This is a genomic window from Rhodoferax sp. (assembly GCF_012927445.1).
GTDB lineage: Bacteria > Pseudomonadota > Gammaproteobacteria > Burkholderiales > Burkholderiaceae_C > Rhodoferax.
The window spans coordinates 134,995-160,790 of the sequence record NZ_JABBPD010000007.1; the positions used below are offsets into that span (position 1 = coordinate 134,995).

The window sequence follows — 25,796 nt, forward strand, 5'->3', positions numbered from 1 at the left end:
CTCAGCGCGTGCGAGTGCGGATCAACCAGCGCATCGTCGCGCCGCGCCTGCGCTCGGTCATCCTGACCCTGCTGCAGGCGGTCGCCCTGCTGGGCGCGAGTGAAGGGGCGAAAGCCGTGACCGGCGCCATCCCGGACCCCGCGCCGACGCTCCCCGCTGTATGGTTGCTCGGTACTTTGCCTGGTGCCCGCCCGGGTGTGCAGCTGGCGGTGCTCACGCGTCCGGCTTTGGTCCCTCCCGCCCGTTACCGGGTGGTGGTGCTACCGGGTTCGGGTTGTACCGGCTGGCTGCCCGTGGCGGCGCGCTATTTCGCCGGACTGCTGCATGCCGAGTTGCTGGTGCTGCACAAGCCGGGGGTGAACGTCAACGCCGGCCCGGCGACCGAGTGCACGACAGCCTTTGTTCAAAATGACACCCTGTCCAGTTGGCGCGACCACGCCCGGGCGGCCTTGCAGGCGCACCACACCCGTTTCCAGCTCAACCCTCCGCCGGGCTCTGGGCTGCCCGTGCTGCTGCTGGGTATTTCCGAAGGGGCAGAGCTGTTGCCCGATCTGGCCGCTGACCTGTCGAATCTGGCTGGCGTGGTGATGATTTCTGCCCCCGGACTCGATCCGCGCGACGCCGGCGAGCTGCAGGCACAGCGTCTCGGGCAATGGCCGGCCTGGCAGGCACTGGCGCGGGCCCAAGCCTCAGAGGCCAGCGACGACACCGTGTTGGAGGGGCGCACGCTCGGCTACTGGCGCGACTTTTGGCACTGGCGGCTGGCCGATCCGCTGCGGGAGGCGCCGTGGCCGTTGCTGCGCGTCTGGGGTGACGCCGATAAGCTGGTTTCTGTTACTGCGTATCAGCATTTTGCGCAGCAACTCACGACCCGTGTTGCGCCCTTTTGTGACCTGCGCTTGCCTGGTGCCGACCACGGCTTGCAGAGCGAACAAGACGGTCCGCGCGATGGTCTGCAATGGTTGTGGGCCAGGCTTGAAGTGTGGGCGCGCAAGCCAAGCGCTGGTTTTTGTGAGCAGGTGCTGCCTTGATGACTAACAGTCTGGCGTTGGCTGTGGCCTTGTTTGGTCAGCACCTACGCGCAAGTGGTAACTTTGGACTCCATTTCCTACCTGCTGATGGTGCCGCTGTTTGTGATGCCGCCGGTGATGCAAAAAATTGCCATCTATTCCCCCATGAACTGGGGTTTGGCCTGTTGCCTCACCACACTCGCACGCCGTTGAACTGTTGGTAGTGTTCGCTCGCCACCGACACGACGCCGTCAATGATCTCCAGCTTGCCCGCGTCCATCAATGCATGCAAATCGCGGCGTAGCAAAATCCCCTCGGTGTGATTGGTACGCCAGCCGCCTTTGCTCCCCAGGTGCGCAGCCTCCAACGCAGCAGGCTCATCGCAACCGCTGATCGGGCAACGTCCACCAAACTTTTCAACCATGCGTTTCCTGAACTCGGCCTGCCGGGTGCGCAACTCCACCGTGCCAAAGCGCGACTGATAGGCAGGGACAAACCGGATTGGCAGGGCCTTGACGAACTCCGCCCGGTCAAAACGGCTCTCCAGCAAGTGCAGCGTGCATACGGCATCCGGTGTGCGCAGGCCGCGTGCCAGCCCCTGCCGGAAGCGCCGCGCCGCCATGTTGCGGCTGTCCACATAACGGCTCACCTCATGGCCGTCCAGATTGGTCGGAGAACCATACGGCGCCTTGGGCATCACCACATGGCGCCAGCGAATCGGCGTGTCCAGCCCGGCCCAAGCGCCTGCCGCCACCAGCACATGACTCTCATTGGCCGCCATCCGGGCGGCAGCCTGACCGGTTGATTCAAGTTGCCCGGTAGCGGCGTCCATGCCGCGCACCGTCGCCTCCGGCATCAACGCCCCCAACTGCGCCGCATCGTCGTGCGAGGTGACCATCACCAGCACCGCCCCTTGCAGCGTCGCCACATGCGCGGCCACTTTGGCCAGATGATCCGGCGCCTCCTTGTTCCAGGCCTCGCTCATGATGTCCAACTGGCCGTGCCGCGCCGGTTCAATTGCGGCGCTCCACGGGCTGGTGTCGTGCAGGCCAAAAGCGCGTTTGAAGTCGTCAAACGTGCCGTTAACCGTCAGCGTGGCGGAGACAAAAATCAGTCTTGGGTGCATCAACAAGCGCTTGAGCACCCGCGCGGGCAGCTTGTGGATGAGGCGCAAAGAACCGTCCTCGTCCAGCCCCACGGTTTGATACCAAACCGGGTCGTCCAGCGCGTCCAGAATGCCGCGGCAGGCGGCTTTGACAGCTGCTGGTTCCTCCAGTTCGGCCAAGTGGCGCGGCAGTTCTTTCAACACCGACTCAATCGTTGTGCGGTGGTTGCTGCCGGGTTTGACGCCCAGCACGCCGAAAGTGAAGGCATCCACCGCGCAGTCAAAGCGCAAGGCCGCCGCATCGGGCAACTGGTCGGCCTCGTCGAACAGCACGGCATACCGATCCTTCAAGCCCAGCAAAGCGCCATCGGCCAGCACGTCAATCAAGGCGGCTTGGTGCGTGCAGATCAACACATCGGCTACGCGGCAGGCCTGCTTGTGGGCCAGGTACTGCGCCAGCGTTTCGAAGTTGCGGCGTGGCGTGAAAATCTCGACCGACTGGCCGCTGCGCACCGCCGCCATGTCGCCCGATTCCAGCAACTGGGTCGCCAAGGCACGGGTGGGCACGCAGACCGCTACCGGCTTGCCGGTCGCCAGCAACGGCGCCAGATAAGCCCGCGTTTTGCCCAACCCCGCCGCGCCTTCCAGCAACAACGGCGCCCCGCCACTGGCCAGATGCGCCTCGACCCGACTGGCGAACTGCGTTTGCTCTTTGCTTCGATACATGCTGACTCCCTTGTTTTTGTAACCACGCCAATAAAGGGTGGCTTGACCGACAACGCCTTTTTCCAGGACTTCGAGAACCTTCCAGTAACCACATAAATAAATGTGTGGCTTGTTCCCAGCGCAATGCCGGCTTCACCAGCAAATGCTTCCAGTAACCACACAAATAAATGTGTGGCTTGTTCCCAGCGCAATGCCGGCTTCACCAGCAAATGCTTCCAGTAACCACACAAATAAATGTGTGGCTTGTTCAACGGCGCAGGTGATGTTACTGGTGCCAGTCTTCCAATAACCACACAAATAAATGGTGGCTTGTTCCTTGCCTTTTGCCGATCGCGTCGTTCAGCATTTCCAGTAACCACGCAAACAAATGGTGGCTTGTTCGATCGGTGCCAGCGGCCACTCCACCCGGATCTTCCAGTAACCACGCAAATAAATGGTGGCTTGTTCCCCCTGCACATAGCCCAAGGCGTTGATGTACTTCCAGTAACCACACAATGGTGGCTTGTTCTTTAAAGTCGCCGTACCAGAGCATGTTGCCCTTCCAGTAACCACACAAATAAATGGTGGCTTGTTCGTTGATTCAGTTCATACGCAGCCGCCTTGACTTCCAGTAACCACACAAATAAATGGTGGCTTGTTCTCACTGGGTGTAACCCGTTGCTTTGTCTTCAAAAAAGCGGTTTTGAATCTCAAAAAATCTGATGCTGAATGGCGACCAAAACCCTGTGGTTCAGACTTTCTCCAACATCAACGCCGCCCCGCCCGCTGTCCAATTGACCTTCGACGGTGCGTAGCCGCCCACACTCACCACGCCCAGCAGCACACCCTCCTGATCCGATAGCTCGAAGTTGCCCGCCACCTCACCGCAGCCGCGCGCGGTTTGCCCGCCCAGCACCGGCGAGCGGCTGAACAGGTCCAGCGCCGCCAGCAACGTCGCAACGTCCCTAGCGGTGGCCTTGTCGATGATGATGCGGCTCTTCAACTCGATGCCGGCCGGCATCGCTTCGTAGCTGGTCAAGGTTTTGGTCGAGTTTTTCATGTCGCCCATCGCCAGCACCAGCGCATCACGCTGCGCTTCGGTCAGGGCCAGCGCGGCTTTGAGGTCGGTCACGTCTTGCCCCGCTTTCTCGGCCTTGCGCACTTGCGTCACCATCTTCTTGACCAGCGCTTCAGCGGCGGCGCGTTTGGAGTTGTTGGTGTTGCGGTCCACAAAGCGATTCACCTCCTCGGGGTCCATCAGCTCCAGCACATCGGTGTCGCTGTCCAGGTCTTTGCGCACGCCGGCAAAGGCTTCGGGCGCTACATCGATCACCGGCATGAAGTGGCCCACCGACAGCCGCGACTTGACGCCCAGCCCGGCGCCGAACAGGTCCACGATGTGGTTGTCGGCCCGGCGTTTTTTGAGCGCGACCAGATCGATTTCTTCATTGGCCTCGCTGGCGGCGTCCTGTCCCAGCATGGCTTCGTAAACCTGGTGCAGCGTCCACGGTTGGCCGGCGGCAGCAGCGGCTTCCATCAGGGGCTGCACGGCCAGACGGCGCAGTTTGCCGCGCATCGTGGTGGCTGGGATGTAGGCGGTTTTCTTGGGGTGGCCGTCGCTGTCCACGCCGCGCGTCATCTTGGGGTGGCCGTCCTGGTCCGGCAATTTGATGGAGACGGGTTGCACCGTGGTCAGTGTGGCGTTGATGATGATTTTTTTCATGTGAATGCTCCCTTTAAATGGATAACAGCGAGAAACCGAAGGCTTTACCGGTGCTGCCCACGCCCGCCCGCAGCGCAGCCTGAAAAGCGGTGGCGTCGGTGACCTTGAGCACGCCGGTGAAGTCGGTGGCGTCGAGCGTGAAATTGCGGCCGGATTGGTCTGAAACGCGGGCGATGTCGCTGGTGCAATGCACTGCGACCACCTCAAAACCGTGGCGCAGTCCCTGTTTGCCCAGCCATGCTTGCCGGGCCGCGTGATCGCCGCGCGGCGGGTAGATGTGGCGCCCGCGCACCTTGCTGGCCACGCAGGCGCGCAGACTGAACAAGCGCAACTCGCCCGCTGGCACTTCAGGCAAGACCAGCCCTTGGGCGTCCAGCGGCGCAGCGGTGCGGATGGTGAGCGTGTCGCCGTTGTCGCGCCAGAGATGGGGCGCGCCGTTGGTCAGCGCCGCCACCATGCGGTGAATGGGGTAGCCTTTGATAGACGCGGGCTTTTTGATGCTGAACTCTTTCATGGTTTGACTCCTTTCACGACGGGTGGGCGAACCGTCCAATCTTCGGTGCTGGCGCCTGATTTGGTGCAGATGCGCACCAGCCGCTGGTCCACGGACACAAAGATGGATTGCGCGGCAATCGGTGCTTTGTCGAACAGCATGAAGATGCGGGGTGCCCGCCCGTCCCAGTTGGCAAGTTCAGCGGCAAAGGCCTCGAAGCGCGTCAGGCGCGACTTCTGAATCACGGGCACGTCCAGGTCCAGTTGTAAGGTGGCCGAGCCGGGCCGCACGATGGCCCAGCCTGATTGCATGCGACTGAGCGAGGCTTTGCCGGTCATGGCGTAAGAGCCGCGCAGTACCTGCCCGACATCGGCCCAGTGGTCGCCCGTGGGTTGGATGAAGTGACGACCAAAGTTTTCCATGAAGAAGGCTGCCGTGCTCATAAGGCAACTCCCTTGGGCACAGCGCAAATAGCGCGGTGCTGCGGTAACCAGTAAGCCGGGCGCCAAGCGGCATCGGCCCGCACTGCGTTGGCGTCACCGTGCCACATGGGCAGCGGCACCGGACGCAGCGGCTGGCCGGTGGCGTCGGTAATGCCATCCAGCTCAGACTCCATGAGCTGCCAGCCCCGCACTTGTCCGAAACCGGCGGTGCGCTTCTTGCCAATGAATTCGACTTCTTGCAGCAGCTCCAGCACTTGCTCCGGGTCGCCTTCGGCATGCCACTGGATGGATTGAGCCGTGATCGTCTGGTAGCCGTTCATGACATTGCCAAAGTCGCTGCGCCGGGTCAGGCCGATGTGGCGATGGGGCTGGCCGTTTTTGCCCTGCTTGATGAGGTCGGGGTCCAGGTCATGGGTGGCGCGCAAGCCCGCAATGAACCCATGCTTGCCCAATTCAATCGTGCCGACAGGCCGCGCCACGCTGGCGTGGTACAGACCGTCTCGACATCGTATGGGTATGGCGGCGTGGGCCTTGTCCACGTCTTGCAAGGTGTCAAACAGGATGGCGCCCAGCAACCCGTCGAGGGTGAGCGTGCTGATGATGGCGGGCGTGACCAGCTCAACCTTGATGGTGAATCGTTCCATGTATTCCCTCCCTGGGAATTTGTTGTCGTAGACAAGCATTTAACCATTCGGGGAATGGGCGGCTGATTTCAATTGCCAAAAGTTAGCAACAAGACCAGCGCCCTTTAGTGGATGTATTTCTTTATAAAAACGGGCTGTAGCCCCCGTTTGGTATGCGCAAGAAGCTATTAAATTAATAGCGACTAACCGCGAAACCGCTTGCGCGTCAACGCCAGCGCCAGCCAGAAACCACCCACCGCATAAGCGACCAGCACCGCCACATGGCGCAGCGCATGCGTTGGCCACTGGTCCATGAACAGGGGGCGCACCAGTTCGACGGCGTTGGTCAGCGGCAGCCATTGCGAGATGGTGCGGACCACGACCGGCAGTTGCTCCAGCGGAAAAAAGATGCCGCTCAGGAACATCATGGGCGTGAGAAACAGGGTGAAGTAGTAGGTAAAAAAGTCATAGCCCTTGGCCAGCGCGTTGAAAATCAGCGCCAGGCAGCTGAAGGTGATGCCCACGCCCAGCAGCACCGGCCAGGCGACCAGCAACTTCGGGCTGTAACTGATGCCCAGCACCAGCATCACGCCCAGAATGGCGGTGACGGTGAACAGGGCCTTGAACGCCGCCCACAGCATTTCGGCCAGCACGATGTCGTCCAGCGTCACCGGGGCATTCATGATGCCATCCCAGGTTTTTTGCACATGCATGCGCGAAAACGCCGAGTACAGCGCCTCGAACGAGGCCGCCTGCATGGCGCTCATGCAGATCGAACCGCTGGCCAGAAACAAAATGTAGGGCACCTGCACGTCACCCGACGGCCCCGGCAGCGTGACTTGTCCCACCAGCGCCCCCATGCCGTAGCCAAAGGCCACCAGCCACATCAGCGGCTCGGCAATATTGCCGACCAGGCTCGGAATCGCCAGTTTGCGCCAGACCAGCAGGTTGCGTAAAAAGACCGGCCAAAAGCGCAGCGACAGTTGCGGTGCGCGCCACACGCTTTGCGCGGCGGAAGTATTCAATGTACGGGTCGGCATGTTAGGCATCTTCCCTGATTTGGCGACCGGTGAGCTTGAGGAACAAGTCCTCCAGATTGGCCGGCCGGTGCAGTGTGCGCAGTTGCGGGTAAACGGTGAGCGCCTTCAGCAGAGGCGCGGCGTCTTGCGTGTAGAAAAATACGGTTTCGCCGCTCACCTCCACGCGGGCGGCCAGCGCCCGCAGCGGCGCATGCATCAGCGCCAGGGCGCCGGTGCCATAGACTTCCACCACATCCGGCTCCAGATGCTGGGCGATCAGGTCGCGCGGCGCGCCTTCGGCAATTTTTTTGCCGTGGTCCAGCACCAGCAGGCGCGAACACAGGCGCTCGGCCTCGTCCATGAAATGGGTGGTCAGCAGAATGGACTTGCCCTGCTGCAGCAGCAATTGCAGGCGCTCCCACATCAGGTGCCGCGCTTGCGGGTCGAGCCCGGTGGTGGGTTCGTCCAGCAGCAACAGCTTGGGGTCGTTCACCAGGGCACGCGCCAGACTGAGGCGGCGCTTCATACCACCGGACAGCTCGCCGGGCTTGGCGTTCGCCTTGTGCGTGAGGCTGGCGAACTCCAGCAAGGCGGGGATGCGCTCCCGAATCTGCTTGTCCTTCATGCCAAAGTAGCGGCCATACACCAGCAGGTTCTCGGCGCAGGTGAAATCCGGGTCCAGCGTGTCCATCTGGGTCACCACGCCAAGCTGGGCCTTGATGGCGAGTGCATCACGCGGCATTTGCAGATCAAAGGCGGTGATGCTGCCGGCGTCCGGCACGCTCAAGCCCAGACACAGGCGGATGGTGGTGGTTTTGCCGGCGCCGTTGGGGCCGATCACCCCCAGACATTCGCCCGGCGCGATGTTGAAGGACACGTCGTCGACCACCGTGCTGTCGCCGTAACACTTGCGCAAACCCTGCACAGATAGAATTGAAGATTGCATGGTTTGATTGTCGCCCAGGCCACCCTCCAGGGGCAACGCAGCCTCTTTTTTCAACCCTGTTCCTTCATTTTCCGGACGCGGCAACGCGCTTTGACCCATGACCACACTCGGCACTCCTCTCTCCCCTCACGCCACCAAGGTGATGCTGCTGGGCTCTGGTGAACTGGGCAAGGAAGTGCTCATTGCGCTGCAGCGCCTGGGCGTGGAAACCATCGCCGTCGACCGTTACGCCAACGCGCCCGGCCAGCAGGTGGCGCACCACGCGCGCACCATCACCATGAGCGATCCGGCCCAGCTCAAGGCCCTGATTGAGGCCGAGCGGCCGCACCTGGTGGTGCCGGAGATCGAGGCCATTGCCACGCCCATGCTGGAACAACTGGAAGCCGCCGGTGTGGTGCGCGTGATTCCCACGGCCCGCGCCGCCCGCCTGACCATGGACCGCGAAGGCATCCGCCGGCTGGCGGCCGAGACCTTGGGCCTGCCGACCAGCCCGTACCAGTTCTGCGACTCGCTGGCCGAGCTGCAGGCCGCCATTGACGGCGTGGCGGGCCCGGGCATTGGCTACCCCTGCGTCGTCAAGCCGGTGATGAGCAGCTCCGGCAAAGGCCAAAGCAAGATTGACGGCCCGGCCGATGTGCAAAAAGCCTGGGACTACGCCATGGCCGGTGGCCGTGTCGGCGCTGGCCGCATCATCGTCGAAGGCTTCATCGACTTTGACTACGAAATCACCCTGCTGACCGTGCGCGCACTGGGCGCCGACGGTCAGGTGGAAACCCATTTCTGCGCGCCAATTGGCCATATCCAGGTCAGCGGCGACTATGTGGAAAGCTGGCAGCCGCACCCGATGCCCGCCACTGCCCTGGCGCGCGCGCGCCACATTGCCCAAACCGTGACCGACGACCTCGGTGTCGGCTTGGACGGTAAGCCCTCCGGGCTGGGCTTGTATGGCGTGGAGCTGTTCGTCAAGGGCGAGCAGGTCTGGTTCAGCGAAGTGTCGCCGCGCCCGCACGACACCGGTTTGGTGACGCTCACCACCCAGGTCCAGAGCGAGTTCGAACTGCACGCCCGCGCCATTCTGGGTTTGCCGGTCAACACCGCGCTGCGCAGCCCCGGCGCCAGCGCCGTGATCTACGGCGGCGTCGAAGCGCAAGGCATTGTGTTTGACGGCGTCGACGAGGCGTTGCGCGTGCCGAATACCGACCTGCGCCTGTTCGGCAAGCCCGAGAGCTTCACCAAGCGCCGCATGGGCGTGGCGCTGGCGTTTGACGCCGATGTGCAAGTGGCGCGCCAGAACGCCAAGCTGGCCGCGTCCAAGGTCAAGCCCCGCGTTGCCTGAGAGAGTTGCTATTTAATTAATAGCTACCTGCGAGCAGTGGACGGGGGCTAGAGGCTGTTTTAATATAAATTTCTTCTGCCTGACAGGTCGGGCACGCGGATCGAAAAGCGCAACCGGTCAGCGCGGCATCAGGGCGGCGCAGTTCCAGCACTGCTCGAAACCGCCTTCCACCAGTTCGCCGCAACTACAAAACCAGCGGTGTTGCGGCACATGTTGCAGGTGATACAGCAGTTCGCGCGCCCGTGCCTCCTGCGTTGGATGCTGAATCCAGACCTCTGGCAGGCATTGATCGGGCGGCAGTTGTCCGGCCACGCCGGCCAGGTACTGGCGCTGCACGCTGGCCGCGATGCCTTCCACTTCAAGCGCATCGGCCCACAGCGTGGCCATCGCAAGATTGGGGGCTTGGGTCAGGCGCAGCATAGAGCCCCAGCATAGGCTGCTTTGGGGCGCCATGGAAGCGCAATGTGCGCTTTCGCTGACGGGCCGCGAAACTGAATTCAGGCTCCATGCGCTGTTTGAGCAGGTGCGCCAGACCAGGCAAGGGCCAAATCATGGAAAATCGATGCCAATTCGCGTTAATTTTTAATTAAGAGATCCATGAACGAAACCACTCAACTCCCCCCTCTGCCCGACCATCTCTCCGCTGATGCGCGCAGTCCGTTTCACGTTGCTGCCGTGTTTGAACATGACATTGGCATTCGCTTGAATGACAAGGAGCGTTTGGATGTCGAGGAGTACTGCATCAGCGAAGGCTGGGTGAAGGTGCCCGCAGTCAAGACGCGGGACCGCAAGGGCAATCCGCTGCTGATCAAGTTGAAAGGCAAAGTCGAAGCGTTTTATCGATAAGCGACTTCTGCATGTTCAGCGGGAGGAATCCCTCACTTACGTCAGAGCAGGATCACGGCCCAGACCGCAAAAATCAGTGTCAACGCCACCAACTGCGCAGCGCTACCCATGTCTTTGGCCTGTTTGGAAAGCGGATGCAGGGCAAATGAAATGCGGTCAATCGCCGCTTCGATGGCCGAGTTGAGGAGCTCAACAATCAGGGCCAGAAGCAGCACGGCGATCATCATGGCGCGCTCAGCGCGGCTGACGTCCAGCAGGAAGGCGAGCGGGATCATCACCAGGTTGAGCAGTATCAGCTGGCGGAAGGCGGCTTCCCCCTTGAAGGCCGCCAGCAGCCCGTCCAGCGAGTAGCCGGCGGCATTCAGAATGCGGCCAAGTCCTTTGCGGCCTTTCAAGGCTTGACTGGTCGTGTGCTTGTCGCTCAGGTCCGCCGACAGCGGTTCCGGCGCGGGGGCTGGCGTCTGGACTGCGGTGGGTGACGGTTTCAGGTTGACAGATTCAGTCATGGGCTACTGAGGTAAGGAAGGGGTCCACCCCATGTCCAGCGGGCAGAAAATAGGGGTGTCCGAGGCGTGATGGGCTCTGGACGGACGGTGTATTTTGCCTGATGCGTGACGGGATGGCGGCGTTGCCGTGGTCCTCATTCCAACGCATCAGCGCATCTGAAATAACTCTTGATGAAACGCGGCGTCGGCAAATCCGTGCGCGACAAAGTCGTCACGCAGGGCCTGTCCAAAGCCCGGGGGGCCACAGAACCAGATACTGGCCGATTGCCACGCCGGGACCGCCGCACGAATTCGTTCCGCATCCAGCCGGCCATCCTTTGGACTCACCAGCAGATGCACCCGAACATGGGCCGCTTGGGCGTCGGCCATCAGTTTTTCGATCGCCTCGGGTGCGAAATCAGCCGTCGGATGGAACAAGTCGATCTCTTGGGCCCCAGGCGTTTGCGCCAGTTGTTTCATGCGCGCGACAAACGGCGTGATGCCAATGCCAGCCCCAATCCAGATTTGACGTGGCCGCTGATCGCGGAAATCGAAGCAGCCGTAGGGCCCCTCCACCGTTGCCAGCGTGCCGACCTGGAGCTTGTCGCGCAGCCGACTGGTATGGTCCCCCAAGGCCTTGGTGATGAACACTACCCGCCGGTCCTGCGGGTTCCAGGCCGAGGCAATGGTGTAGGGATGCGCCCCTTCGCGCTTGTTGGACGTGACGAAAGCAAACTGTCCAGCGGCATGCCCCGCCCAGCCCTCCTCCAGCAGCATCGAGATTTCAAGCACCCGCAGTTCCGGGTAGTAAATGAGCGACTCGATTTTTCCGGCGGTCCGCCGCTGGGCGCCGATGCGGCCGGACAGCGCCAGCACGGCCGCCCAGGTTCCCCCCAGCAGCAACAAAGCCATCACCCAGCCCACCGGCTGCAACCAGTAGTCGAATTTGATCAGCACCACCGAGTGATAGACCAGCACCGCATAGACCGCTGCCAGCCAGGTATGGGTTTTGGTGAACAGGTGATACGGAAAACGCTTGATCAAGGCCAGGGCGATCAGTAGCACCGCCGCATAAAACGCCCACTCGCCGAGAAATTCGGCCGTACCGCGCTGTCCGCGCAGCCAGGCCTCGATCGTGCCCAAAGTCTGGCCCGTCGGGGCCTTGCGCTCCGGCCGGGTCAGCCAGCCCCAGCCCACCATCCATTTGGTGCCCGTCACCCACCACCAGTGGATGACGCCGGCGACCAGCGCCGTGATCCCGAGCCACTTGTGCAAGCGGTACATCTTGTCGAGTCCGTCCAGATGCGGCTCCAGCCACTTGGGTCGAATCGCCAGCAGCATGGCCACGCTCATGGCGCCCATGGCGATCACGCCGGTGAGTTGAACCAGGACCGTGCGAAACGAAAAATAGGTCAACGGGGTAGGCGCCAAGGTGTCGGCCAGCAACCATAAACCGGTGAGGGCGAGCAGCAGGAGCAGCAAGCTTAATTTGATGCGTTTCATTTTCAATCTCGATCAGATGGATCTTCGATACCGGACGTCCGAAGTTCTGACGATGATAGGGCGGGCGTGTTAACTCAGGGTGAAGTTGCCGCATCAGTCTTGTTCAGCAAGCCCGAGCGCGTCAGGTGGCCCAGTCACTCCTTTGGCAAAAAAGCATTCCGATTCGCGTAGCTTCTCATATACTGTACAGTCCGTACGCTTTAGGGGTTCATCATGTCTGCCAATGCCAGCTATGGCTTAGAACAAGCCCGTATCCAACTACCCGCCATCGTTGCCGATGCCCAGGCAGGCCATGCCAGCATCATCACGCGGCATGGCAAGCCGTATGCCGCCATCGTGCCCATCCAGGATTTTCAAAAATCACAGCCCGCCGCTGATGCCTCTGGTTTATTGGCGCTGCGCGGCACAGGTCGTGGCTTGTGGGGTGCCGATGTGGGTCAAACCATTGCCGAATTGCGCGACGAGTGGGACAACGCATAAATGAAAAGCAAAGTGCATCGCCTGTGGTCGGGCCTGCCGCAAGGCGCCACGGTGATGGTCGATACGGCCCCCTTTATTTACGTGCTTGAATCCCACTCGCAATTTGCCGATCAATTTGTGGGTTTGTTCGAGGCCGCTGCCGCCGGTGATTTGACTATTGCGCTATCCACCATCACGCTGGCGGAGGTCTTGACCGGTCCATTCAAGGCGGGCCAAACCGCGCTGGCCAAGCGCTACGAAAAAGCCCTGTCGCAATACAACGTGATTCCGGTTTCCACGCCGATTGCGGTTTTGGCAGCGCAGTTGCGTGTGCAATATCGATTAAAACTGCCCGACGCGATTCAGTTGGCCACCGGCCTGGATATCGGCGCTGCCGCATTTGTGACGCATGACCGTGACTTTTCCCAAGTCACCGGGGTCGATATTTTGACAGGTGAAAGAGGGTTGGGCGCATGAGTTGAACCAGCTAATCTACTACTAAATTAGTAGCTGCTTACGCATACTGGACGGCGGCTAGAGGCTGATTTCTCTTAAAAAATCAGCGCTGGGTTCAGATTGCGAATGCGACTCGCCAATCTGCTTGACACCGCCCAGGACGACATTGGGCTGACCCGCATGAATGAGCGGCTGCCCAAGCGGGTTCGCGCCAGGAAGACCACGCCGACGGGGGCGCTGTGAAATCACCCGGCAACATCAAACTGCAAGTCGATGTTTGCCTCGGGCGGGCCCTGGCCCTGGCGGCGTTGGCCGACGTGGTCAAGTCGGTGTCCGACTGGCGGACGGTGGCCCGCCATGCGACCGTGGGCCTGCACAGCCATGAGTTGGACGACTTCGCCCCTGCCTTCGAGCATGAGCAGATGGACGCAGCACGCAAGCTGCTGGGGTGAGAAGGCTGAGCAGCGGCAGATGCGGCGATTTTTTGGGCGTCAAATCAGCCGCTAGCCCTTTTTTAATATGCGCAGGAAGCTATTGATTTAGTAGTGGGTTTGTTTCTGGTGATGGTGCTTATTCGTCACAAACCAGGCGGCAGCATTGGTTTTTTGAATGGTTGGATGGCAGCGGACGCCGGTATTCAAAATGCGCCCCCAATTTTTTAGGTCAGCTCCATTGAAGCCTAGAATCGATCGAAACGATCTGCGGGGTTTGTCGGAATTTTTATACCTGTATGGAAATTCAAAAAAGTCGCTGAAATCAAGGCTACAAGCCGTTCTCCGGAGGAGTTCATGTCCAGTTTATCCCGCAGTGCCCAGATTATTCCGCAGGTTTTGCGGGATACATTACGTTAGCCACCTTAATCCCATCCGATAACAATGTCCGCCAAGACTGCCGGATTGCAACTCCATCTCGACGAAGAGCGGCGGCGTGATCTGATTCAAGACAAGGTGGAAGGTAGATTGAATCGTTACCAACGAATGCGTGTGCGGCTATGACAGCGGGACAAATTTGATGCTCATGGAACAAGGTAAACGTCTTCTCTCCGTGATGGAGTATGCGCACTTGTTGATGCCGATGAATTTTCCCGACGATGAGTCGTGGATCAACCGATATGGCATCGTGTCTGAGCTTGGCGTAGATCTGCTGATTCCGGTAGCGACTTCTGCTGGCCGCTACCGCTTTATGCCCGGTCCGGAGTTCTCGCCTAGGCTTTACCGTGGGCAGAATCAAATTTTCTCAACGTGCACGCCTTCGATCTTCAGGGCGAAGAGTGACGTTGAGGCTCTTTACTGGGTTGCCAAGAGCATCGAACTTTCAGCGGTGATGGATCGTCACCCGGCAACAAGTGATTTGATGGCGTATCAGATTGCAGGGCTGGATTTTGCACTGAGCATTGAGTCCATTGCGCAGCATTACCAGTATCCAACACAACTGCTGGATTTTTCACGGTCGCGAGATGTGGCGATGTTTTTCGCAACCTGCGCATACGATCAAGCTGGTGGTGTCTTTTCACCTCTCCAATCTGGTACCGCTGCTTTCTACACGGTGGATTTGCGGGAATTGATTCTGCAGCGTGGTGGGCATAAAAGTTTCTTGCCGCTAGGGCTGGATCCGCTGCCTCGGCCTGAAGCGCAACGTGCCCTTGCTGTGCGTTTGGGGCCAGATGAGAACCTGAACGACATGCCATGGGTACAGCACCAAACGATTGAAATCACACCAGCGCTTTCTCGACACTACTTTGACGTGTTCGATGGAGGGAAGAAGCTGTTCCCGGATAACCCTTTCGACGATCACATTGCCGCGTTGCGCACCAACCGCACCTTGCCTCTGCAAGCCCTTGAATTTGGCATTGGACAAGGACTGCTGCCTGCGCATTCCGCTGGCGTTACAGGCGCGCGTCGTGCATTGAGGGCAGCAGGGTATGCCGTTGAAGACCGTGCTATCGATATTGACGAAAGCGTAATGCGGGCTGCTGCGGACGAGTGGGCCGTGCGCAAGATGGGTTATTTCAGCCGTATTCGCATTCGTTTGGCAGCTGACCATCTGGTGATTGAGTGATCTCAGTTATCTGTAGTTTTGGCGTGATCCCAAGTTTAAGGATGCCAGTCATGCGCAATGGAAGACCCCGCAGGACATCAAGCTCCGGTATGCGAGTGCCAGTTTTGTGGCCGCCAACAGGGTGGTGTTCAACATCAAGGGCAATGATTACCGCTTGGTGGTGGCCGTGGCCTACCGCTTTGCGGCCTTGTACATCAAGTTTGTTGGTACGCACGGAGAGTACGACGCCATCGACGCTTCCACTGTGGAAAATTTGCCATGAAAAAGAACGTTTCCCCAATTCGCCCGATACGCACAGAAGCCGATTACCAGGCTGCGCTGCAATTGATGGCGCCCTATTTTGACAACGAGCCCGAACTGGAGAGCGATGTCGGCGCGCACTTTGAGGCCATGGTCACACTGATTGAGGCCTACGAGGCCAAGCAGCCGGGTTGAACTTTTCTACTGAAATGCCACCTCGGCAAAGCTGCGCAGCTTGCGGCTGTGCAACTGATCCACCCCTTGCTCGCGCAGCAGTTCCACCGCTCGAATACCGATGCGCAGGTGCTGGTCGACCCGTTCGCGGTAAAAGTGATTCGCCATGCCCGGCAGCTTGATCTCGCCGTGCAGCGGTTTGTCGCTGACACATAACAGCGTGCCGTAGGGCACCCGGAAGCGAAAACCGTTGGCGGCGATGGTGGCGCTTTCCATGTCCAGCGCCACGGCGCGGCTCTGGCTGAAGCGGCGCTGCGGGCCGTTATCGGGCAGCAGTTCCCAGTTGCGGTTGTCGGTACTGGCAACGGTGCCGGTGCGCATGATGCGTTTCAGCTCCGACCCTTTCAGCTGCGTCACCTCCGACACGGCGGCTTCCAGCGCGACCTGAATCTCGGCCAGCGCCGGAATCGGTACCCACAGCGGCAACTCTTCGTCCAGCACATGGTCTTCGCGCACATAGCCATGCGCCAGCACGTAGTCGCCCAGTTGCTGCGTGTTGCGCAGGCCGGCGCAATGGCCGAGCATGATCCAGGCGTGCGGGCGCAGCACGGCAATGTGGTCGGTGATGGTTTTGGCATTGGCCGGGCCAACGCCAATGTTGACCATGGTGATGCCGCTGCGGTCGGCGCGCACCAGGTGGTAGCCCGGCATTTGCGGCAGGCGGGGCGGCAGTTGACCCAGCTCGTCGCCGGCCACGGCTGCGGTGCCGACGCGGCGCGTCACCACGTTGCCGGGCTCGATGAACGCCATGTATTCGCTGGCCGGGTTGGCCATCGCCTCATGCCCGAGCCGTACAAATTCGTCAATGTAGAACTGGTAATTGGTGAACAACACAAAGTTCTGAAAATGCTCGGGCGCGGTGCCGGTGTAGTGGCGCAGACGCTGCAACGAATAATCCACGCGCGGCGCGGTGAACAAGGAGAGCGGCAGGGCCTCGCCGGGGCGCGGCTGGTAAGTGCCGTTGGAGATGCCATCGTCCATGGCGGCCAGGTCCGGCAAATCAAACACGTCGCGCATCAACTGGCGGCGTTCCATGCTCAGACTGCCCTCGATGTGGTCGTGCTCGGCGAACGAAAAGTGCACCGGGATCGGCTGTGAACTGGTGCCCACTTCCAACTCGACCTGGTGGTTATCCAGCAGCAGGGTGAATTGTTCCAGATAGTACGGGGCATACAGGTCCGGTCGGCTCAAGGTGGTCTCAAAGCGGCCGGGGCCGGCCACAAAACCGAAGCTCAAGTGGGCACTGTGCGCCGATTTCAGGCGCGACACGGTGTCGGTCTGCACCCGCACAAACGGGTAGCAGGCGCGCACATGGCCGGGCAGCGTGTCGCCCGCCACAAAGCGTTGCATGGCTTCGCGCAGGTGGGCAATGTTGGTGTCATAAATTTCACGCACCTTGGCCAGCGCGGCGGCCGGGTCGGTGAAACGGGCGGGGGCGATGAAGGCAGGCAGATAAGGCATAAGGTAATTGTCCATGGCGCAAGCCGAGCCAGAGGTAAAAATGACCTCCAGTATCGTGGACAAAGGCAAAACGTTTTATTCTTGAGGCTTGGTAACCGGCTTTGGCCACCCCGCTTTGGTGGCCTGTTTCATGGACCCCTTCCATCATGTCCCCCGTTCATCGCCCCTTTTTTTCCGCCTGGCGCGCCCTCGGCGGGTCGGCCCTATTGCTGATCGCCGTGCTGGGCCTGAGCGCCTGCTCCACCGCGCCACCGGACGGCATCACCGCCGTCACCCCGTTCGATGTCAACCGCTACCAGGGCAAGTGGTACGAGATCGCCCGCATGGACCATTCGTTTGAAAAAGGGCTGAGCGATGTCAGCGCCCACTACCAAATTCAAGCCGATGGCAGTGTCAAAGTCATCAACCGAGGCTTTTCCAAGTCAAAAGACAAATGGAGCGAAGCCGTGGGGCGCGCCCTGTTCACCGGCGACCCCCAGCGGGCATCGCTCAAGGTGTCATTTTTTGGCCCGTTCTATGGCGGCTACCATGTGGTGGCGCTGGACCAGCAAGACTACCGCTGGGCCTTGGTGGTGGGACCCGATCGCGACTACGTCTGGATCCTGGCCCGGGACAAACAACTGCCTGCCGCCGTGCGCGAGCAGCTGTTGGCCAAGGCCCGGCAACTCGGGATTGCGGTCGAAGCGCTGATCTGGGTGGACCAGACCCGCCATGAGGGTTAGCGGCGGGCTGGCGGAGCCAGACCCCAAAAACTGCCATACTGCCAGCCGATATAACGAAGAAGAATGCGTCCATGTTGAAGTTCACCTGCTGTGATGCGGTCCAGCAATTTTCCCGAAGCGGGCAAGCCCAGGTCTTGACGGGCATTACCCGCGGCTACGAGCGCGAATGCCTGCGCGTCGATGCTGCCGGCCAACTGGCCGCCACCCGCCACCCGGCGGAACTCGGCTCCAAGCTGACGCACCCGTGGATCACCACCGACTACGCCGAAGCGCTGCTGGAATTCATCACGCCCCCCAGCCAGGACCCGGACTTTCCCCTGCAGTTCTTGCGGGATATTCACCGCTACAGCGCGCAGCACCTGCACGGCGAGTACCTGTGGGCCGGCTCCATGCCCTGTGTGCTGGGCGAAGACAAAGACATCCCGATTGCCGACTACGGCCGTTCCAACGCCGCCCGCTTCAAGGCCGTCTACCGCGAGGGCCTGGGCCTGCGCTACGGCCGCCGCATGCAGACTATTGCCGGGGCGCATTACAACTGGTCCTTGCCCGAGGCGTTCTGGGGGGCGCTGAAAGACTGCTGCGCGGCCACCGGCCGGCCGGAAGAGTTTGTCAGCGAGCGCTATTTCGGCTTGATCCGTAATTTTCTGCGCTACGGCTGGCTGATTCACTACCTGTTTGGCGCCTCGCCCGCGATCTGCTCGTCGTTCCTGCAGGGCCGCAAGTCGGATTTACTGGAACTGGCGCCCGGCACCCTGTACGGGCCGTACGCCACCAGCCTGCGCATGAGCGATCTGGGCTACCAGAACCGGGCCCAGGCCAACCTGCGCGTCAGCTTCAATTCGCTGGCCGAGTACACGCAGGCGCTGGAAACCGCCATCCGCACGCCCGATCCGTTTTATGCCGAGCTCGGCGTGCGCGACGGCGATCAATGGAAGCAGCTCAACGCCAACCTGCTGCAGATTGAAAACGAGTTTTACGCCGGCATTCGACCCAAGCGCATCGGCAAAAACGGCGAACGCCCGGCCAAGGCGCTGCAGACCTACGGCGTCGAATACGTCGAGGTGCGCCTGTTTGACCTAAACCCGTTCATCGACATCGGCATTGCGCCGGAGCAAAGCACCTTTGCCGATGTGCTGCTGCTGATGTGTTTGTTCCGCGACAGCCCGCCCATCACCAGCCGCGAGCAAAGTGAAAACGACGAAAACAAAAGCCGCGTCGTCAACCAGGGCCGCCAGCCCGATCTGCACCTGCTGGCGCACAACCGGCAACTGCCGTTTCGGCCACTGGCACACGAACTGTTTGACGACATGCAGCCTTTTGCCGAGATGCTGGACGCCGCCTATGGTGGCAACCGCTACGCCACGACGATGCAGCGCCTGCGCGGCCGCATCGACGACCCCGACAGCACGCCTTCGGCGCAGGTGCTGGCGGCGACGCGGGAACACGGCGGTTTTTCCAACTTTGCCATGCACCTGGCGCAGCAACACACGCGAGGCTTGCAAGCCCAAACGCTGGACGCCAGCACCACCGCCAAGTTTGCCGCCAGCGTGGCCGCCTCGTTGCGTGAGCAGCAGCAACTGGACGGCGCCGAGCAGGGCCCCTTTGAAGACTTCGTGGCCCGCTACTACGCCTGATGGGTTAGGGCGGCCGACGCCCGCCCTACTTCATGGCCCGGTGATAGCAGCGAAGTACCAACGACGACAGCCGTAGCGGGGTGTTGCGCACCAGCGCAGGCAGCCACGGCGGCGAATTCAGCGCAAAACGGGTAGACCAACGAATAACAGGCCGCAGCCAACGGGTCGATGCAACAAAGCGACGCTGATCTAGCATGGTCATCAAGCAGTGTGCTTGCCTCAAAATTAACCCGATTTTCATCCCGCGCTGATAACCTTGCCCGTCAGGCGTCAAATTTTGCTGTCAGTCGCTCCCGCAGCACTGGCGACACCGGCCATTACCGGGGTGGAACGCACGGTAGATGCGGGCCGGCGTGGATGGTATGGTCAGGCTATGAAAACACAAATTGATCACTTGGTCGTCGTGGCGAAAACGCTGGAACTTGGGGTGCAGTGGTGCGAGGCCACGCTGGGCGTGACGCCCGGCCCGGTTGCGGAGCATGCGCCGTCTGGCACCCACAGTCGCCTGTTCAAAATCGCCTCACCCGCCAACCCGCTGGCTTATCTTGAAATTATTGCGATCAATCCCGACGCAAAACGGCCCGCCAATGCGCCGTCCAAGCGCTGGTTTGACATGGATGATGCGGCGCTGCAGGCCGCCGTCGCCAAGGCGCCGCAGCTGGTTCATTTTGTCGCCAATACGTCCGACATTCAGGTTGCCCGCAACGCCTTGAAAGCGCAGGGCATCGATCTGGGGCCCGTGGTGCATGACAAGCGCCATTCACGCCGTGGCGTGTTGCAGTGGCAAATCACGGTGCGTGAAGATGGGCAACGGCTGTTCAACGGCGCGCTGCCGAGCTTGATTCAATGGGGCAAGCCCGATGCGGCCGAACCGCTGCGTCTGCACCCGAGAAACAGCCTGCCACGCTCGGGCGTGACGCTGCAGAGCATCACCATCACCCACCCGACCGCCGTCAAGCTGCAAGCGGCTTTTGAGGCCATCGGCCTCACCGGCATTGCGGTCGAGACCGGCCCGGCCAACATCACCGCGACCCTGCACACGCCCAAAGGGCTGGTCGCGCTGCAGAGCCACGGGATTTAACACTTCGGCCGCCTGAGCGGTCAGGCCCTACCTTCCCGGCCATGCGGGGCCGTCGTGGGCGGGCGTCAACGATGGCCGGGTTGCCGGCGAAGCAACGGCGTCCACTTTGGGGTCTGGTTTGCGAATACGCAAAGGCAATCCCCACGGATGCCAGCATCCTTAGGCGGAGTTTTGGGGGCGTCGCCCGCGCTGGATTAAACGGAGGGAGCCATGGCTAACAATGACAAACCGGTCAAAGTGGAGCGCGTCTTATGCAAGATCTGCCTGACAGAAATTCCCATCACCGAAGCGATCATCCCTGAAGCAACCGACTACGTTGCGCACTTTTGCGGCCTGGACTGCTATGAAAAGTGGAAGAACCAGAGCAAGAAGCCCGAGGCGCCAGTCGACAAAACATGAATCCTGCGCCAAAGGTGTCCATGCCTAAGAAAAATCCAGGAGACAGTCATTTCTAACGTCGTCTCTGCGACCGCAGAAGGCGGCCAATGTCGTGGCGGCAATTTTTTGTTTTGCGGCATGTCCCGTGGCTCATGCCGCAGGGTTGGCGGATCTCGCCGCCATTGACTGCATGATGATTTCGCAGTGGGTGCCAATACCAACTACTCGTCGTTCAACAGCAAGGCCGGACAGGGTGACGCGTTGCTTAAAGACGGCACCAGCCAAACGCTAGGAATTGGTCTGACTCCGTCCAAAGATAGCGCCATCGCCGTCGCTATTCAGCATGACATGTTGCCGGAGTTTGAGCCTGAATTTGGACGGTTCAAACTCTGAATATTTCTGCCCGCCTGTCGTTCTGATTCAAACACCTGCTTCAGGCTGTTTTTGTACTCTGCCACTCCGGCTGCTGAAGCCAGGACAACATTTCCGGGGCCCGCGTGCCAATGTATGTCTCCACTTCTTTCAGATTAGCGAGGTAAGGCGCCACCAATCCATAGTAGTCGGCCTCAGGTCCTATCGGCCTGAACAGGACGTTCAAGCGCAACAGCGCGCGCGCCAAAGGTCGCTCCATGGCGGCATACCAGTGACCGATGTTATTGGTGCGACTGTAGGCGTACATCTGGCGATACAAAGTCAGTAGAACTTGCGAGGCACCAAGGCGCTTGGCCCCTGCGCAAACGGCGGTCTTCTGGCCTGCCATCACGCCATCACGCTTGTTACTGCGCAGACGTCGGTAATCTCGGCGCAGCATGAGACGACTGATCTCGGCGGTCTCGCCCGGTACCGGAAGAACCGGGCCTTCGCTAGAAGTAGCGCAGTGCTGTTGAAACGGAAAACGCTGGTCGACATCCGGACGAACGAGCCGAACATAACCTACCAATTCTTTATCCGCGTCATACGCGTAAAAGTGCGCAGCGGTGTCGTCATGCTCGTCGGTCTCGACCCCATCAGGGTAGTCGTCTGGAGACAGAAAACTACACTCCAGGCAATAGACCTGGTAGCGGAGTTCAAGCGCGCTTCTCAGGGCGCGATCGGGGGTGGGACGACTCCAATGATCGGGGCAATAGCCGGGGTCGCTGGGCCTTCCGGTCCGATGCTGCGTTGCTTCAGTGGGATGTAACTTCATGGGGTGAGTAACCACGGTTCAAAAATGAGAAATTTTAAGTAGGAATGAATGAAAACGTAGCGCTTGTTACGGACTGTTTCAAGAGTCTTCTCTTCCTAGGTGGACCTGATGCATTGAACGCGAGGACCCCCTTGCTGTCTAACTACTGTGTGGTTTTACCGCCCCAACATCCTTGCTCAAAAACAAAAAAACCGGGAGGTTTTCACGTCCCGGTTCATCAAATTCCTACAAAGGAATTGTTACTTCTTCAAATTTTATTACGGCGTGAAATGGCACCCACGCCCAGCAGAGCCAAGGCGACCAAAGCCAGTGAACCGGGCTCGGGAATGGCTGATCCGACCACCTCAGCGGCCGAGAGAACGGACCATCCTGCAGCGGCTGCCGCGCCTCTCGCCAGACTGAACGTGAAGTCGGCGTGGGCATCGTGCGCCCCGCCATTCGGGTCTAACAGACCATTCGTGTTGAAGGTATTCAAAGCCGATCCGCCGGTAAAGTCCAGGTAACCCGAACTGCCACCAGCGATCGTCCCGTTGATGTAGCGGCCTTCGAAAGTCGACGTAGGATCTCCCAAAATAACACCCGGGGCAAAAATTCCAGAGAGAAATAAAGTACCGGTATCGCTGATCGATGGATACAGAAGGGCATTGAGGTCTTTGGTTGCCGTCACGACTGGCCCGAGCGCCGTATTAGGACCTGCCGCATTTTGGAAAATTTTGAACGTACCGCCTACCGAAGTTACTGACGTTGTGCAACCGCCAGGGTTGCCTGCGTTACACCCCGTGCCATTTCCTAACCCATTGGCGGCGACCGTCACCGCGCGATCCGTCAGGTTGCCGAACACACCGGTGAGGAAACCGTCTGCTCCGCCAGCCGTGAAGTACGGGGTCAATGATCCATACTTGGTGATTGACTGGATGGAGAAAATGCCCATCGTGTCGGCACTGTGATTTGAGGCAATGACCGCACCATTGTCCAGGCTACCCGGTGCTTTATTGATGCCAGCGACCGCATCGCAGTCAGCAACGCTCGTGCACTTAACGCCGGGCGTATTGCCGTACCCGGTGGTGGCCGAATCGAGATTCTGCAAAATCAGGGTGTAGTCGCCAGACTGGATGGTTAAGGCGTTGGCGGCACCGGCCATTCCTAGCGACAAAGCGGCGCTTGCAATGGCCGCATTTACTTTTGACTTGATCATGATGCTTCCTAATAAAATGGAATCAGGTTGACTCAAGTACCAGTAGCATGAACTATGCCGATTGCCGAAAATTCGCTAAGTCATTGATAAGTAAGAAAAAAATATGGACTCGCTCAAATCGGGGTCGACCGGTGTAAAAAATGTCGACAGTTAGGAGGCGGTCGGCGCCAGGTAGGAAAACTTGCGCTCAAAGTCCAGCAGCGGTCGGTAGGGGAAGGTCAGCGGCGCCAAGAGTTCCAGGTCAACGGGGACGGACAACTGTTTCCGGGCGAGTGTGAGCAGTTGCGTGTGCAGGCCGGGATCTTGTGCCGCGCGTTCGCTGTTGGCCTGGAGGGTCAATTTGACGCCACCCCGGTCGTCCTGGTTGATTCGAAAAGCGCCCGTCAGTTGGTCTGCGATGCCGTGGTCGGCGTAGATCAGTTCCTTGATGCATTCGACCGAGGGCAGGCCGACCAGTCGGTCTTTGATACGGCCTTTGACCGCGACCACGGGCAACCAGGGCCGTGCGCTTCCCGCGAGCCTGGCGGCCTGCGTCACCTCTTGCTGATTCACCAGTTTGCCCAAGTCGCCGCTCACATACCTGGGCAGCGCAATGATGGCTTGTGTGTCGAGCATCGTGAAGCACAGTTCACCAAAACCATCCGGACCTGGGTTTAACACTTCGACATGGCAACGCAGCGGGTTGAAACAGAAAATCGACGGGGCCGACGTACCATCTGTCGTACCGCTCAACAGTTGCGCGACCTGCGGCTGCGTTCGCATGGCGCGGCGCATGCGAATGGTGTCACGGGTTTCAAACAACAGGTTGAGCCCAAGCTCACCGGCGCCAAATGAGCTGCCGATGATGCGGTGCGGATCATGGTCGAGGTCAATCCCCAAGCGTGCGGCAATGTAGTCGCGCTGGGCTTCAACCAACACCTCTTCACCCACAATGACGCTGGTATTGAGTGCCTTCCAGTCGACCCCGGCCACGTGCGCCTCGTCCAGCAAGCGCCGAATGAACAAGGGGTCGGTACACAGCAGCGTTTGCGCAAAGCGCGGACCCAGGTCGCGCAGGATGGCGCAGGCCATGTCCTCGCGCACACTGACGTTGGCAACCGTGACGGCACGCGAGTTAAACACCACGCCCATGGGCAGGCAGTTGACCAGCAGGGTGGTGTGCTGATCGACCTTGAACATGTCTTGCAGGCCAAGATCGATGTCAAACCACGAAGTCTCATGCTGCGCGCGCGCGGTCAGCCGGAAGCCGAAGCTGCGGCCACTGCGGCCCGAACTGGTCAGTACATCGGCGATTTCCTGGGCGGGCAGGGGCCGGGCCAGTTGCGCCAGTGTGAAGCGCTCAAAGGTATTGGCTTTGGTCAGTACCGGCAACGATGCCAGTTCGGTTTGGGCGTCCAAGGTGGACGGCTCGATTTGCTGTTCTTGCAGCAGGGTGCGGTAGGCGGCACTGTGAACGGCGGCTTGCATGACCGCCCGGACGGCGCCGCGACGTGAGCGGGCCAGCAGGCGCTCGCCGTCCATCCGCCGGGCGTAATGGAGTGTGATTTTGCGCAGCCATCGCAAGGCGACCGCGGGCAGCAGGGGCAGCAGGTTCACTTCGTTTCCATGGGTTCCGGCCTTTGCATCCAGGCCAGCAGTTCCGGTTGACGCTTGCCGACTTTGGCCTCGGTTTCGTACAAATCGGCCAGGTAGGGCGTGACCGGGCCGTAATAGTCGATCAGCAGTCCGATCGGGCGAAAGTCAAAGTCCAGCTGGGTCAAAATTCGGGCCAGGTTGCGCTCCATCGCCGCATACCAGTAACGAATGCCATTGGTGCGGCTGAACGCATAAATCTGACGGTACAAACTCAGCAGGATCTGGGGTGACTGGCTGCGCATCTCATGGTCTGGCGCCGCACTGCTGCTTTCCAGATTAAACCCACCCAGTGTATCGCCCCGCCGACGCCGGTAGTCGTGGTGCACGATCAAGCGACTAACCTCTGCGGATTGCGAGGACGGCGGCAGGGTGACGCCTTCCAGCAAACTGGTGCAGTGACTCTGAAAGGGGAAGGTCTGTGATCCGCTTGGGTGAACCAGCCGTACATAACCCACCAGCTCATCCTTTAAATTGAAAGTGCAAAAATGGGCTGCACTCGCGTCGTATTGATCCGACTCGAGGCCATCTGGATAATTGTCGGCCGAAAGAAAGCCGCGTTCCTGGCAGTAGATTTGAAAGCGCAGTTGGTAAATTTGGCGCATCAACGCCTCATCTTGACCAAATCGGACTTGGTGACTTCGGAAATAGGGCGCAAATTCAGCCTGCTCTGGCAGCGGGGCGGTCATACAAAATCCTTTCGACGTGCATCGCTGAAAAAATAGGGGGTCCTGGCGATGAGGGTGGATTCAGGTTCGAAATACGGCCGTTTGCCGCCTCTCGGCTAGCACACTGCTGAGTTCAAATCGGTCAGTCTGCGGCG

General features: G+C 60.2%; 30 protein-coding genes and 1 pseudogene. 15 read left to right on the forward strand and 16 right to left on the reverse strand.

Going from position 1 to position 25,796, the window contains the following annotated elements; translation table 11 throughout:
• Positions 1–8 precede the first annotated feature (8 nt).
• The gene (locus HHJ17_RS12315; RefSeq protein ID WP_296505968.1) at positions 9–1,031 is read left to right on the forward strand and encodes an alpha/beta hydrolase; all 1,023 of its coding nucleotides are present in this window, start codon (positions 9–11) and stop codon (positions 1,029–1,031) included.
• 63 nt (positions 1,032–1,094) lie between these two features.
• Entirely contained in the window at positions 1,095–1,223 is a 129-nt protein-coding gene (locus tag HHJ17_RS12320) for a hypothetical protein (protein ID WP_296505970.1), read from the forward strand.
• Here the strand turns inward: HHJ17_RS12320 and HHJ17_RS12325 are convergent.
• The 8 genes from HHJ17_RS12325 to HHJ17_RS12360 all read right to left on the reverse strand — a co-directional run bounded on the left by HHJ17_RS12325 (position 1,201) and on the right by HHJ17_RS12360 (position 8,067).
• Positions 1,201–2,841: a DEAD/DEAH box helicase gene (locus tag HHJ17_RS12325; RefSeq protein WP_296505974.1), complete on the reverse strand. Its 1,641-nt coding sequence runs from the start codon at positions 2,839–2,841 to the stop codon at positions 1,201–1,203. The genes HHJ17_RS12320 and HHJ17_RS12325 overlap by 23 nt on opposite strands.
• A gap of 339 nt (positions 2,842–3,180) precedes the next feature.
• A complete protein-coding gene (locus tag HHJ17_RS12330; protein WP_296505976.1) occupies positions 3,181–3,336 on the reverse strand; it encodes a hypothetical protein in 156 nt (51 codons plus the stop codon).
• Between the two features lie 235 nt (positions 3,337–3,571).
• Positions 3,572–4,543 (reverse strand): hypothetical protein, encoded by a 972-nt coding sequence (locus HHJ17_RS12335; protein ID WP_296499478.1) that lies wholly within the window; start codon positions 4,541–4,543, stop codon positions 3,572–3,574.
• Positions 4,544–4,556: 13 nt separating this feature from the next.
• Complete coding sequence (gene cas6e, locus HHJ17_RS12340) at positions 4,557–5,057, reverse strand: type I-E CRISPR-associated protein Cas6/Cse3/CasE (RefSeq protein ID WP_296499480.1); 501 nt, start codon at positions 5,055–5,057, stop codon at positions 4,557–4,559.
• A complete protein-coding gene (locus tag HHJ17_RS12345; RefSeq protein WP_296499482.1) occupies positions 5,054–5,479 on the reverse strand; it encodes a hypothetical protein in 426 nt (141 codons plus the stop codon). Before HHJ17_RS12345 ends, cas6e begins: the two co-directional genes overlap by 4 nt.
• Complete coding sequence (locus HHJ17_RS12350) at positions 5,476–6,123, reverse strand: hypothetical protein (RefSeq protein ID WP_296499483.1); 648 nt, start codon at positions 6,121–6,123, stop codon at positions 5,476–5,478. The genes HHJ17_RS12345 and HHJ17_RS12350 overlap by 4 nt, the downstream gene beginning before the upstream one ends.
• A 182-nt stretch (positions 6,124–6,305) precedes the next feature.
• Complete coding sequence (locus tag HHJ17_RS12355) at positions 6,306–7,142, reverse strand: ABC transporter permease (protein ID WP_296499485.1); 837 nt, start codon at positions 7,140–7,142, stop codon at positions 6,306–6,308.
• A 1-nt stretch (position 7,143) separates the two neighbouring features.
• Positions 7,144–8,067 carry an ATP-binding cassette domain-containing protein gene (locus HHJ17_RS12360; protein WP_296499487.1) on the reverse strand — a complete coding sequence of 308 codons (924 nt, stop codon included), beginning with the start codon at positions 8,065–8,067 and terminating at the stop codon, positions 7,144–7,146.
• A gap of 97 nt (positions 8,068–8,164) precedes the next feature.
• Between HHJ17_RS12360 and purT the strand changes: the two genes are divergently transcribed.
• Positions 8,165–9,403 carry a formate-dependent phosphoribosylglycinamide formyltransferase gene (purT, locus tag HHJ17_RS12365; RefSeq protein WP_296499489.1) on the forward strand — a complete coding sequence of 413 codons (1,239 nt, stop codon included), beginning with the start codon at positions 8,165–8,167 and terminating at the stop codon, positions 9,401–9,403.
• Between the two features lie 117 nt (positions 9,404–9,520).
• Here purT and HHJ17_RS12370 read toward each other — a convergent pair whose 3' ends face one another.
• Positions 9,521–9,823, reverse strand: coding sequence for a DUF2007 domain-containing protein (locus tag HHJ17_RS12370; RefSeq protein ID WP_296499491.1), 303 nt, complete (start codon positions 9,821–9,823; stop codon positions 9,521–9,523).
• Between the two features lie 177 nt (positions 9,824–10,000).
• On the opposite strand from HHJ17_RS12370, the gene HHJ17_RS12375 reads away from it, so the two are divergent.
• The gene (locus tag HHJ17_RS12375) at positions 10,001–10,249 is read left to right on the forward strand and encodes a DUF3297 family protein (RefSeq protein ID WP_296497308.1); all 249 of its coding nucleotides are present in this window, start codon (positions 10,001–10,003) and stop codon (positions 10,247–10,249) included.
• Positions 10,250–10,290: 41 nt separating this feature from the next.
• Here HHJ17_RS12375 and HHJ17_RS12380 read toward each other — a convergent pair whose 3' ends face one another.
• A complete protein-coding gene (locus HHJ17_RS12380) occupies positions 10,291–10,644 on the reverse strand; it encodes a diacylglycerol kinase (protein ID WP_366557550.1) in 354 nt (117 codons plus the stop codon).
• A gap of 258 nt (positions 10,645–10,902) precedes the next feature.
• The gene (locus HHJ17_RS12385) at positions 10,903–12,237 is read right to left on the reverse strand and encodes a ferric reductase-like transmembrane domain-containing protein (protein ID WP_296497302.1); all 1,335 of its coding nucleotides are present in this window, start codon (positions 12,235–12,237) and stop codon (positions 10,903–10,905) included.
• A gap of 213 nt (positions 12,238–12,450) precedes the next feature.
• Between HHJ17_RS12385 and HHJ17_RS12390 the strand changes: the two genes are divergently transcribed.
• The 6 genes and pseudogenes from HHJ17_RS12390 (at position 12,451) to HHJ17_RS12415 (ending at position 15,645) form a co-directional block, all read left to right on the forward strand.
• Positions 12,451–12,717, forward strand: coding sequence for a type II toxin-antitoxin system Phd/YefM family antitoxin (locus HHJ17_RS12390; protein ID WP_296497300.1), 267 nt, complete (start codon positions 12,451–12,453; stop codon positions 12,715–12,717).
• Positions 12,718–13,173: a PIN domain-containing protein gene (locus tag HHJ17_RS12395; protein ID WP_296497298.1), complete on the forward strand. Its 456-nt coding sequence runs from the start codon at positions 12,718–12,720 to the stop codon at positions 13,171–13,173.
• 218 nt (positions 13,174–13,391) lie between these two features.
• Positions 13,392–13,604: a hypothetical protein gene (locus tag HHJ17_RS12400; RefSeq protein WP_296497295.1), complete on the forward strand. Its 213-nt coding sequence runs from the start codon at positions 13,392–13,394 to the stop codon at positions 13,602–13,604.
• 559 nt (positions 13,605–14,163) lie between these two features.
• Complete coding sequence (locus HHJ17_RS12405) at positions 14,164–15,210, forward strand: FRG domain-containing protein (protein WP_296497293.1); 1,047 nt, start codon at positions 14,164–14,166, stop codon at positions 15,208–15,210.
• 40 nt (positions 15,211–15,250) lie between these two features.
• Positions 15,251–15,472: pseudogene (locus HHJ17_RS12410) on the forward strand (type II toxin-antitoxin system HigB family toxin); the annotation flags it as partial.
• On the forward strand, positions 15,469–15,645 hold the full coding sequence (locus HHJ17_RS12415; RefSeq protein WP_296497290.1) for a hypothetical protein: 177 nt from the start codon (positions 15,469–15,471) through the stop codon (positions 15,643–15,645). The pseudogene HHJ17_RS12410 and the gene HHJ17_RS12415, both read left to right, overlap by 4 nt.
• A 6-nt stretch (positions 15,646–15,651) precedes the next feature.
• On the opposite strand, the gene HHJ17_RS12420 is transcribed toward HHJ17_RS12415, so the two are convergent.
• A complete protein-coding gene (locus tag HHJ17_RS12420; RefSeq protein ID WP_296497288.1) occupies positions 15,652–17,145 on the reverse strand; it encodes an AMP nucleosidase in 1,494 nt (497 codons plus the stop codon).
• A gap of 146 nt (positions 17,146–17,291) precedes the next feature.
• Between HHJ17_RS12420 and HHJ17_RS12425 the strand changes: the two genes are divergently transcribed.
• From HHJ17_RS12425 to HHJ17_RS12445, 5 genes are all read left to right on the forward strand, one after another.
• Positions 17,292–17,867, forward strand: coding sequence for a lipocalin family protein (locus HHJ17_RS12425; protein ID WP_296497286.1), 576 nt, complete (start codon positions 17,292–17,294; stop codon positions 17,865–17,867).
• Between the two features lie 71 nt (positions 17,868–17,938).
• Positions 17,939–19,501: a glutamate--cysteine ligase gene (gene gshA / locus HHJ17_RS12430; protein WP_296497284.1), complete on the forward strand. Its 1,563-nt coding sequence runs from the start codon at positions 17,939–17,941 to the stop codon at positions 19,499–19,501.
• A gap of 373 nt (positions 19,502–19,874) precedes the next feature.
• On the forward strand, positions 19,875–20,582 hold the full coding sequence (locus tag HHJ17_RS12435) for a VOC family protein (RefSeq protein WP_296497282.1): 708 nt from the start codon (positions 19,875–19,877) through the stop codon (positions 20,580–20,582).
• A 210-nt stretch (positions 20,583–20,792) separates the two neighbouring features.
• Positions 20,793–20,981: a DUF3330 domain-containing protein gene (locus HHJ17_RS12440; RefSeq protein WP_296497280.1), complete on the forward strand. Its 189-nt coding sequence runs from the start codon at positions 20,793–20,795 to the stop codon at positions 20,979–20,981.
• Positions 20,982–21,164: 183 nt separating this feature from the next.
• A complete protein-coding gene (locus tag HHJ17_RS12445; protein WP_296505977.1) occupies positions 21,165–21,353 on the forward strand; it encodes a hypothetical protein in 189 nt (62 codons plus the stop codon).
• A gap of 40 nt (positions 21,354–21,393) precedes the next feature.
• Here HHJ17_RS12445 and HHJ17_RS12450 read toward each other — a convergent pair whose 3' ends face one another.
• The 4 genes from HHJ17_RS12450 to HHJ17_RS12465 form a co-directional block, all read right to left on the reverse strand.
• A complete protein-coding gene (locus HHJ17_RS12450; RefSeq protein ID WP_296505979.1) occupies positions 21,394–22,146 on the reverse strand; it encodes a PEP-CTERM/exosortase system-associated acyltransferase in 753 nt (250 codons plus the stop codon).
• A 247-nt stretch (positions 22,147–22,393) separates the two neighbouring features.
• A complete protein-coding gene (locus HHJ17_RS12455) occupies positions 22,394–23,341 on the reverse strand; it encodes a PEP-CTERM sorting domain-containing protein (RefSeq protein WP_296497275.1) in 948 nt (315 codons plus the stop codon).
• A 150-nt stretch (positions 23,342–23,491) separates the two neighbouring features.
• Positions 23,492–24,937, reverse strand: coding sequence for a hypothetical protein (locus HHJ17_RS12460; RefSeq protein ID WP_296497272.1), 1,446 nt, complete (start codon positions 24,935–24,937; stop codon positions 23,492–23,494).
• Positions 24,934–25,662, reverse strand: a complete 729-nt coding sequence (locus tag HHJ17_RS12465; protein WP_296497269.1) for a PEP-CTERM/exosortase system-associated acyltransferase — start codon at positions 25,660–25,662, stop codon at positions 24,934–24,936. The genes HHJ17_RS12460 and HHJ17_RS12465 overlap by 4 nt, the downstream gene beginning before the upstream one ends.
• Positions 25,663–25,796: the final 134 nt, after the last annotated feature.

Excerpts from the sequence above, each read along its gene's own strand:
- HHJ17_RS12325 (WP_296505974.1), bottom strand. The coding sequence starts at position 2,841 with ATGTATCGAAGCAAAGAGCAAACGCAGTTCGCCAGTCGGGTCGAGGCG.
- HHJ17_RS12335 (WP_296499478.1), bottom strand. The coding sequence starts at position 4,543 with ATGAAAAAAATCATCATCAACGCCACACTGACCACGGTGCAACCCGTC.
- cas6e (WP_296499480.1), bottom strand. The coding sequence starts at position 5,057 with ATGAAAGAGTTCAGCATCAAAAAGCCCGCGTCTATCAAAGGCTACCCC.
- HHJ17_RS12345 (WP_296499482.1), bottom strand. The coding sequence starts at position 5,479 with ATGAGCACGGCAGCCTTCTTCATGGAAAACTTTGGTCGTCACTTCATC.
- HHJ17_RS12350 (WP_296499483.1), bottom strand. The coding sequence starts at position 6,123 with ATGGAACGATTCACCATCAAGGTTGAGCTGGTCACGCCCGCCATCATC.
- HHJ17_RS12355 (WP_296499485.1), bottom strand. The coding sequence starts at position 7,142 with ATGCCGACCCGTACATTGAATACTTCCGCCGCGCAAAGCGTGTGGCGC.
- HHJ17_RS12360 (WP_296499487.1), bottom strand. The coding sequence starts at position 8,067 with ATGCAATCTTCAATTCTATCTGTGCAGGGTTTGCGCAAGTGTTACGGC.
- purT (WP_296499489.1), top strand. The coding sequence starts at position 8,165 with ATGACCACACTCGGCACTCCTCTCTCCCCTCACGCCACCAAGGTGATG.
- HHJ17_RS12370 (WP_296499491.1), bottom strand. The coding sequence starts at position 9,823 with ATGCTGCGCCTGACCCAAGCCCCCAATCTTGCGATGGCCACGCTGTGG.
- HHJ17_RS12375 (WP_296497308.1), top strand. The coding sequence starts at position 10,001 with ATGAACGAAACCACTCAACTCCCCCCTCTGCCCGACCATCTCTCCGCT.
- HHJ17_RS12385 (WP_296497302.1), bottom strand. The coding sequence starts at position 12,237 with ATGAAACGCATCAAATTAAGCTTGCTGCTCCTGCTGCTCGCCCTCACC.
- HHJ17_RS12390 (WP_296497300.1), top strand. The coding sequence starts at position 12,451 with ATGTCTGCCAATGCCAGCTATGGCTTAGAACAAGCCCGTATCCAACTA.
- HHJ17_RS12395 (WP_296497298.1), top strand. The coding sequence starts at position 12,718 with ATGAAAAGCAAAGTGCATCGCCTGTGGTCGGGCCTGCCGCAAGGCGCC.
- HHJ17_RS12405 (WP_296497293.1), top strand. The coding sequence starts at position 14,164 with ATGCTCATGGAACAAGGTAAACGTCTTCTCTCCGTGATGGAGTATGCG.
- HHJ17_RS12415 (WP_296497290.1), top strand. The coding sequence starts at position 15,469 with ATGAAAAAGAACGTTTCCCCAATTCGCCCGATACGCACAGAAGCCGAT.
- HHJ17_RS12420 (WP_296497288.1), bottom strand. The coding sequence starts at position 17,145 with ATGCCTTATCTGCCTGCCTTCATCGCCCCCGCCCGTTTCACCGACCCG.
- HHJ17_RS12425 (WP_296497286.1), top strand. The coding sequence starts at position 17,292 with ATGTCCCCCGTTCATCGCCCCTTTTTTTCCGCCTGGCGCGCCCTCGGC.
- gshA (WP_296497284.1), top strand. The coding sequence starts at position 17,939 with ATGTTGAAGTTCACCTGCTGTGATGCGGTCCAGCAATTTTCCCGAAGC.
- HHJ17_RS12435 (WP_296497282.1), top strand. The coding sequence starts at position 19,875 with ATGAAAACACAAATTGATCACTTGGTCGTCGTGGCGAAAACGCTGGAA.
- HHJ17_RS12440 (WP_296497280.1), top strand. The coding sequence starts at position 20,793 with ATGGCTAACAATGACAAACCGGTCAAAGTGGAGCGCGTCTTATGCAAG.
- HHJ17_RS12450 (WP_296505979.1), bottom strand. The coding sequence starts at position 22,146 with ATGAAGTTACATCCCACTGAAGCAACGCAGCATCGGACCGGAAGGCCC.
- HHJ17_RS12455 (WP_296497275.1), bottom strand. The coding sequence starts at position 23,341 with ATGATCAAGTCAAAAGTAAATGCGGCCATTGCAAGCGCCGCTTTGTCG.
- HHJ17_RS12465 (WP_296497269.1), bottom strand. The coding sequence starts at position 25,662 with ATGACCGCCCCGCTGCCAGAGCAGGCTGAATTTGCGCCCTATTTCCGA.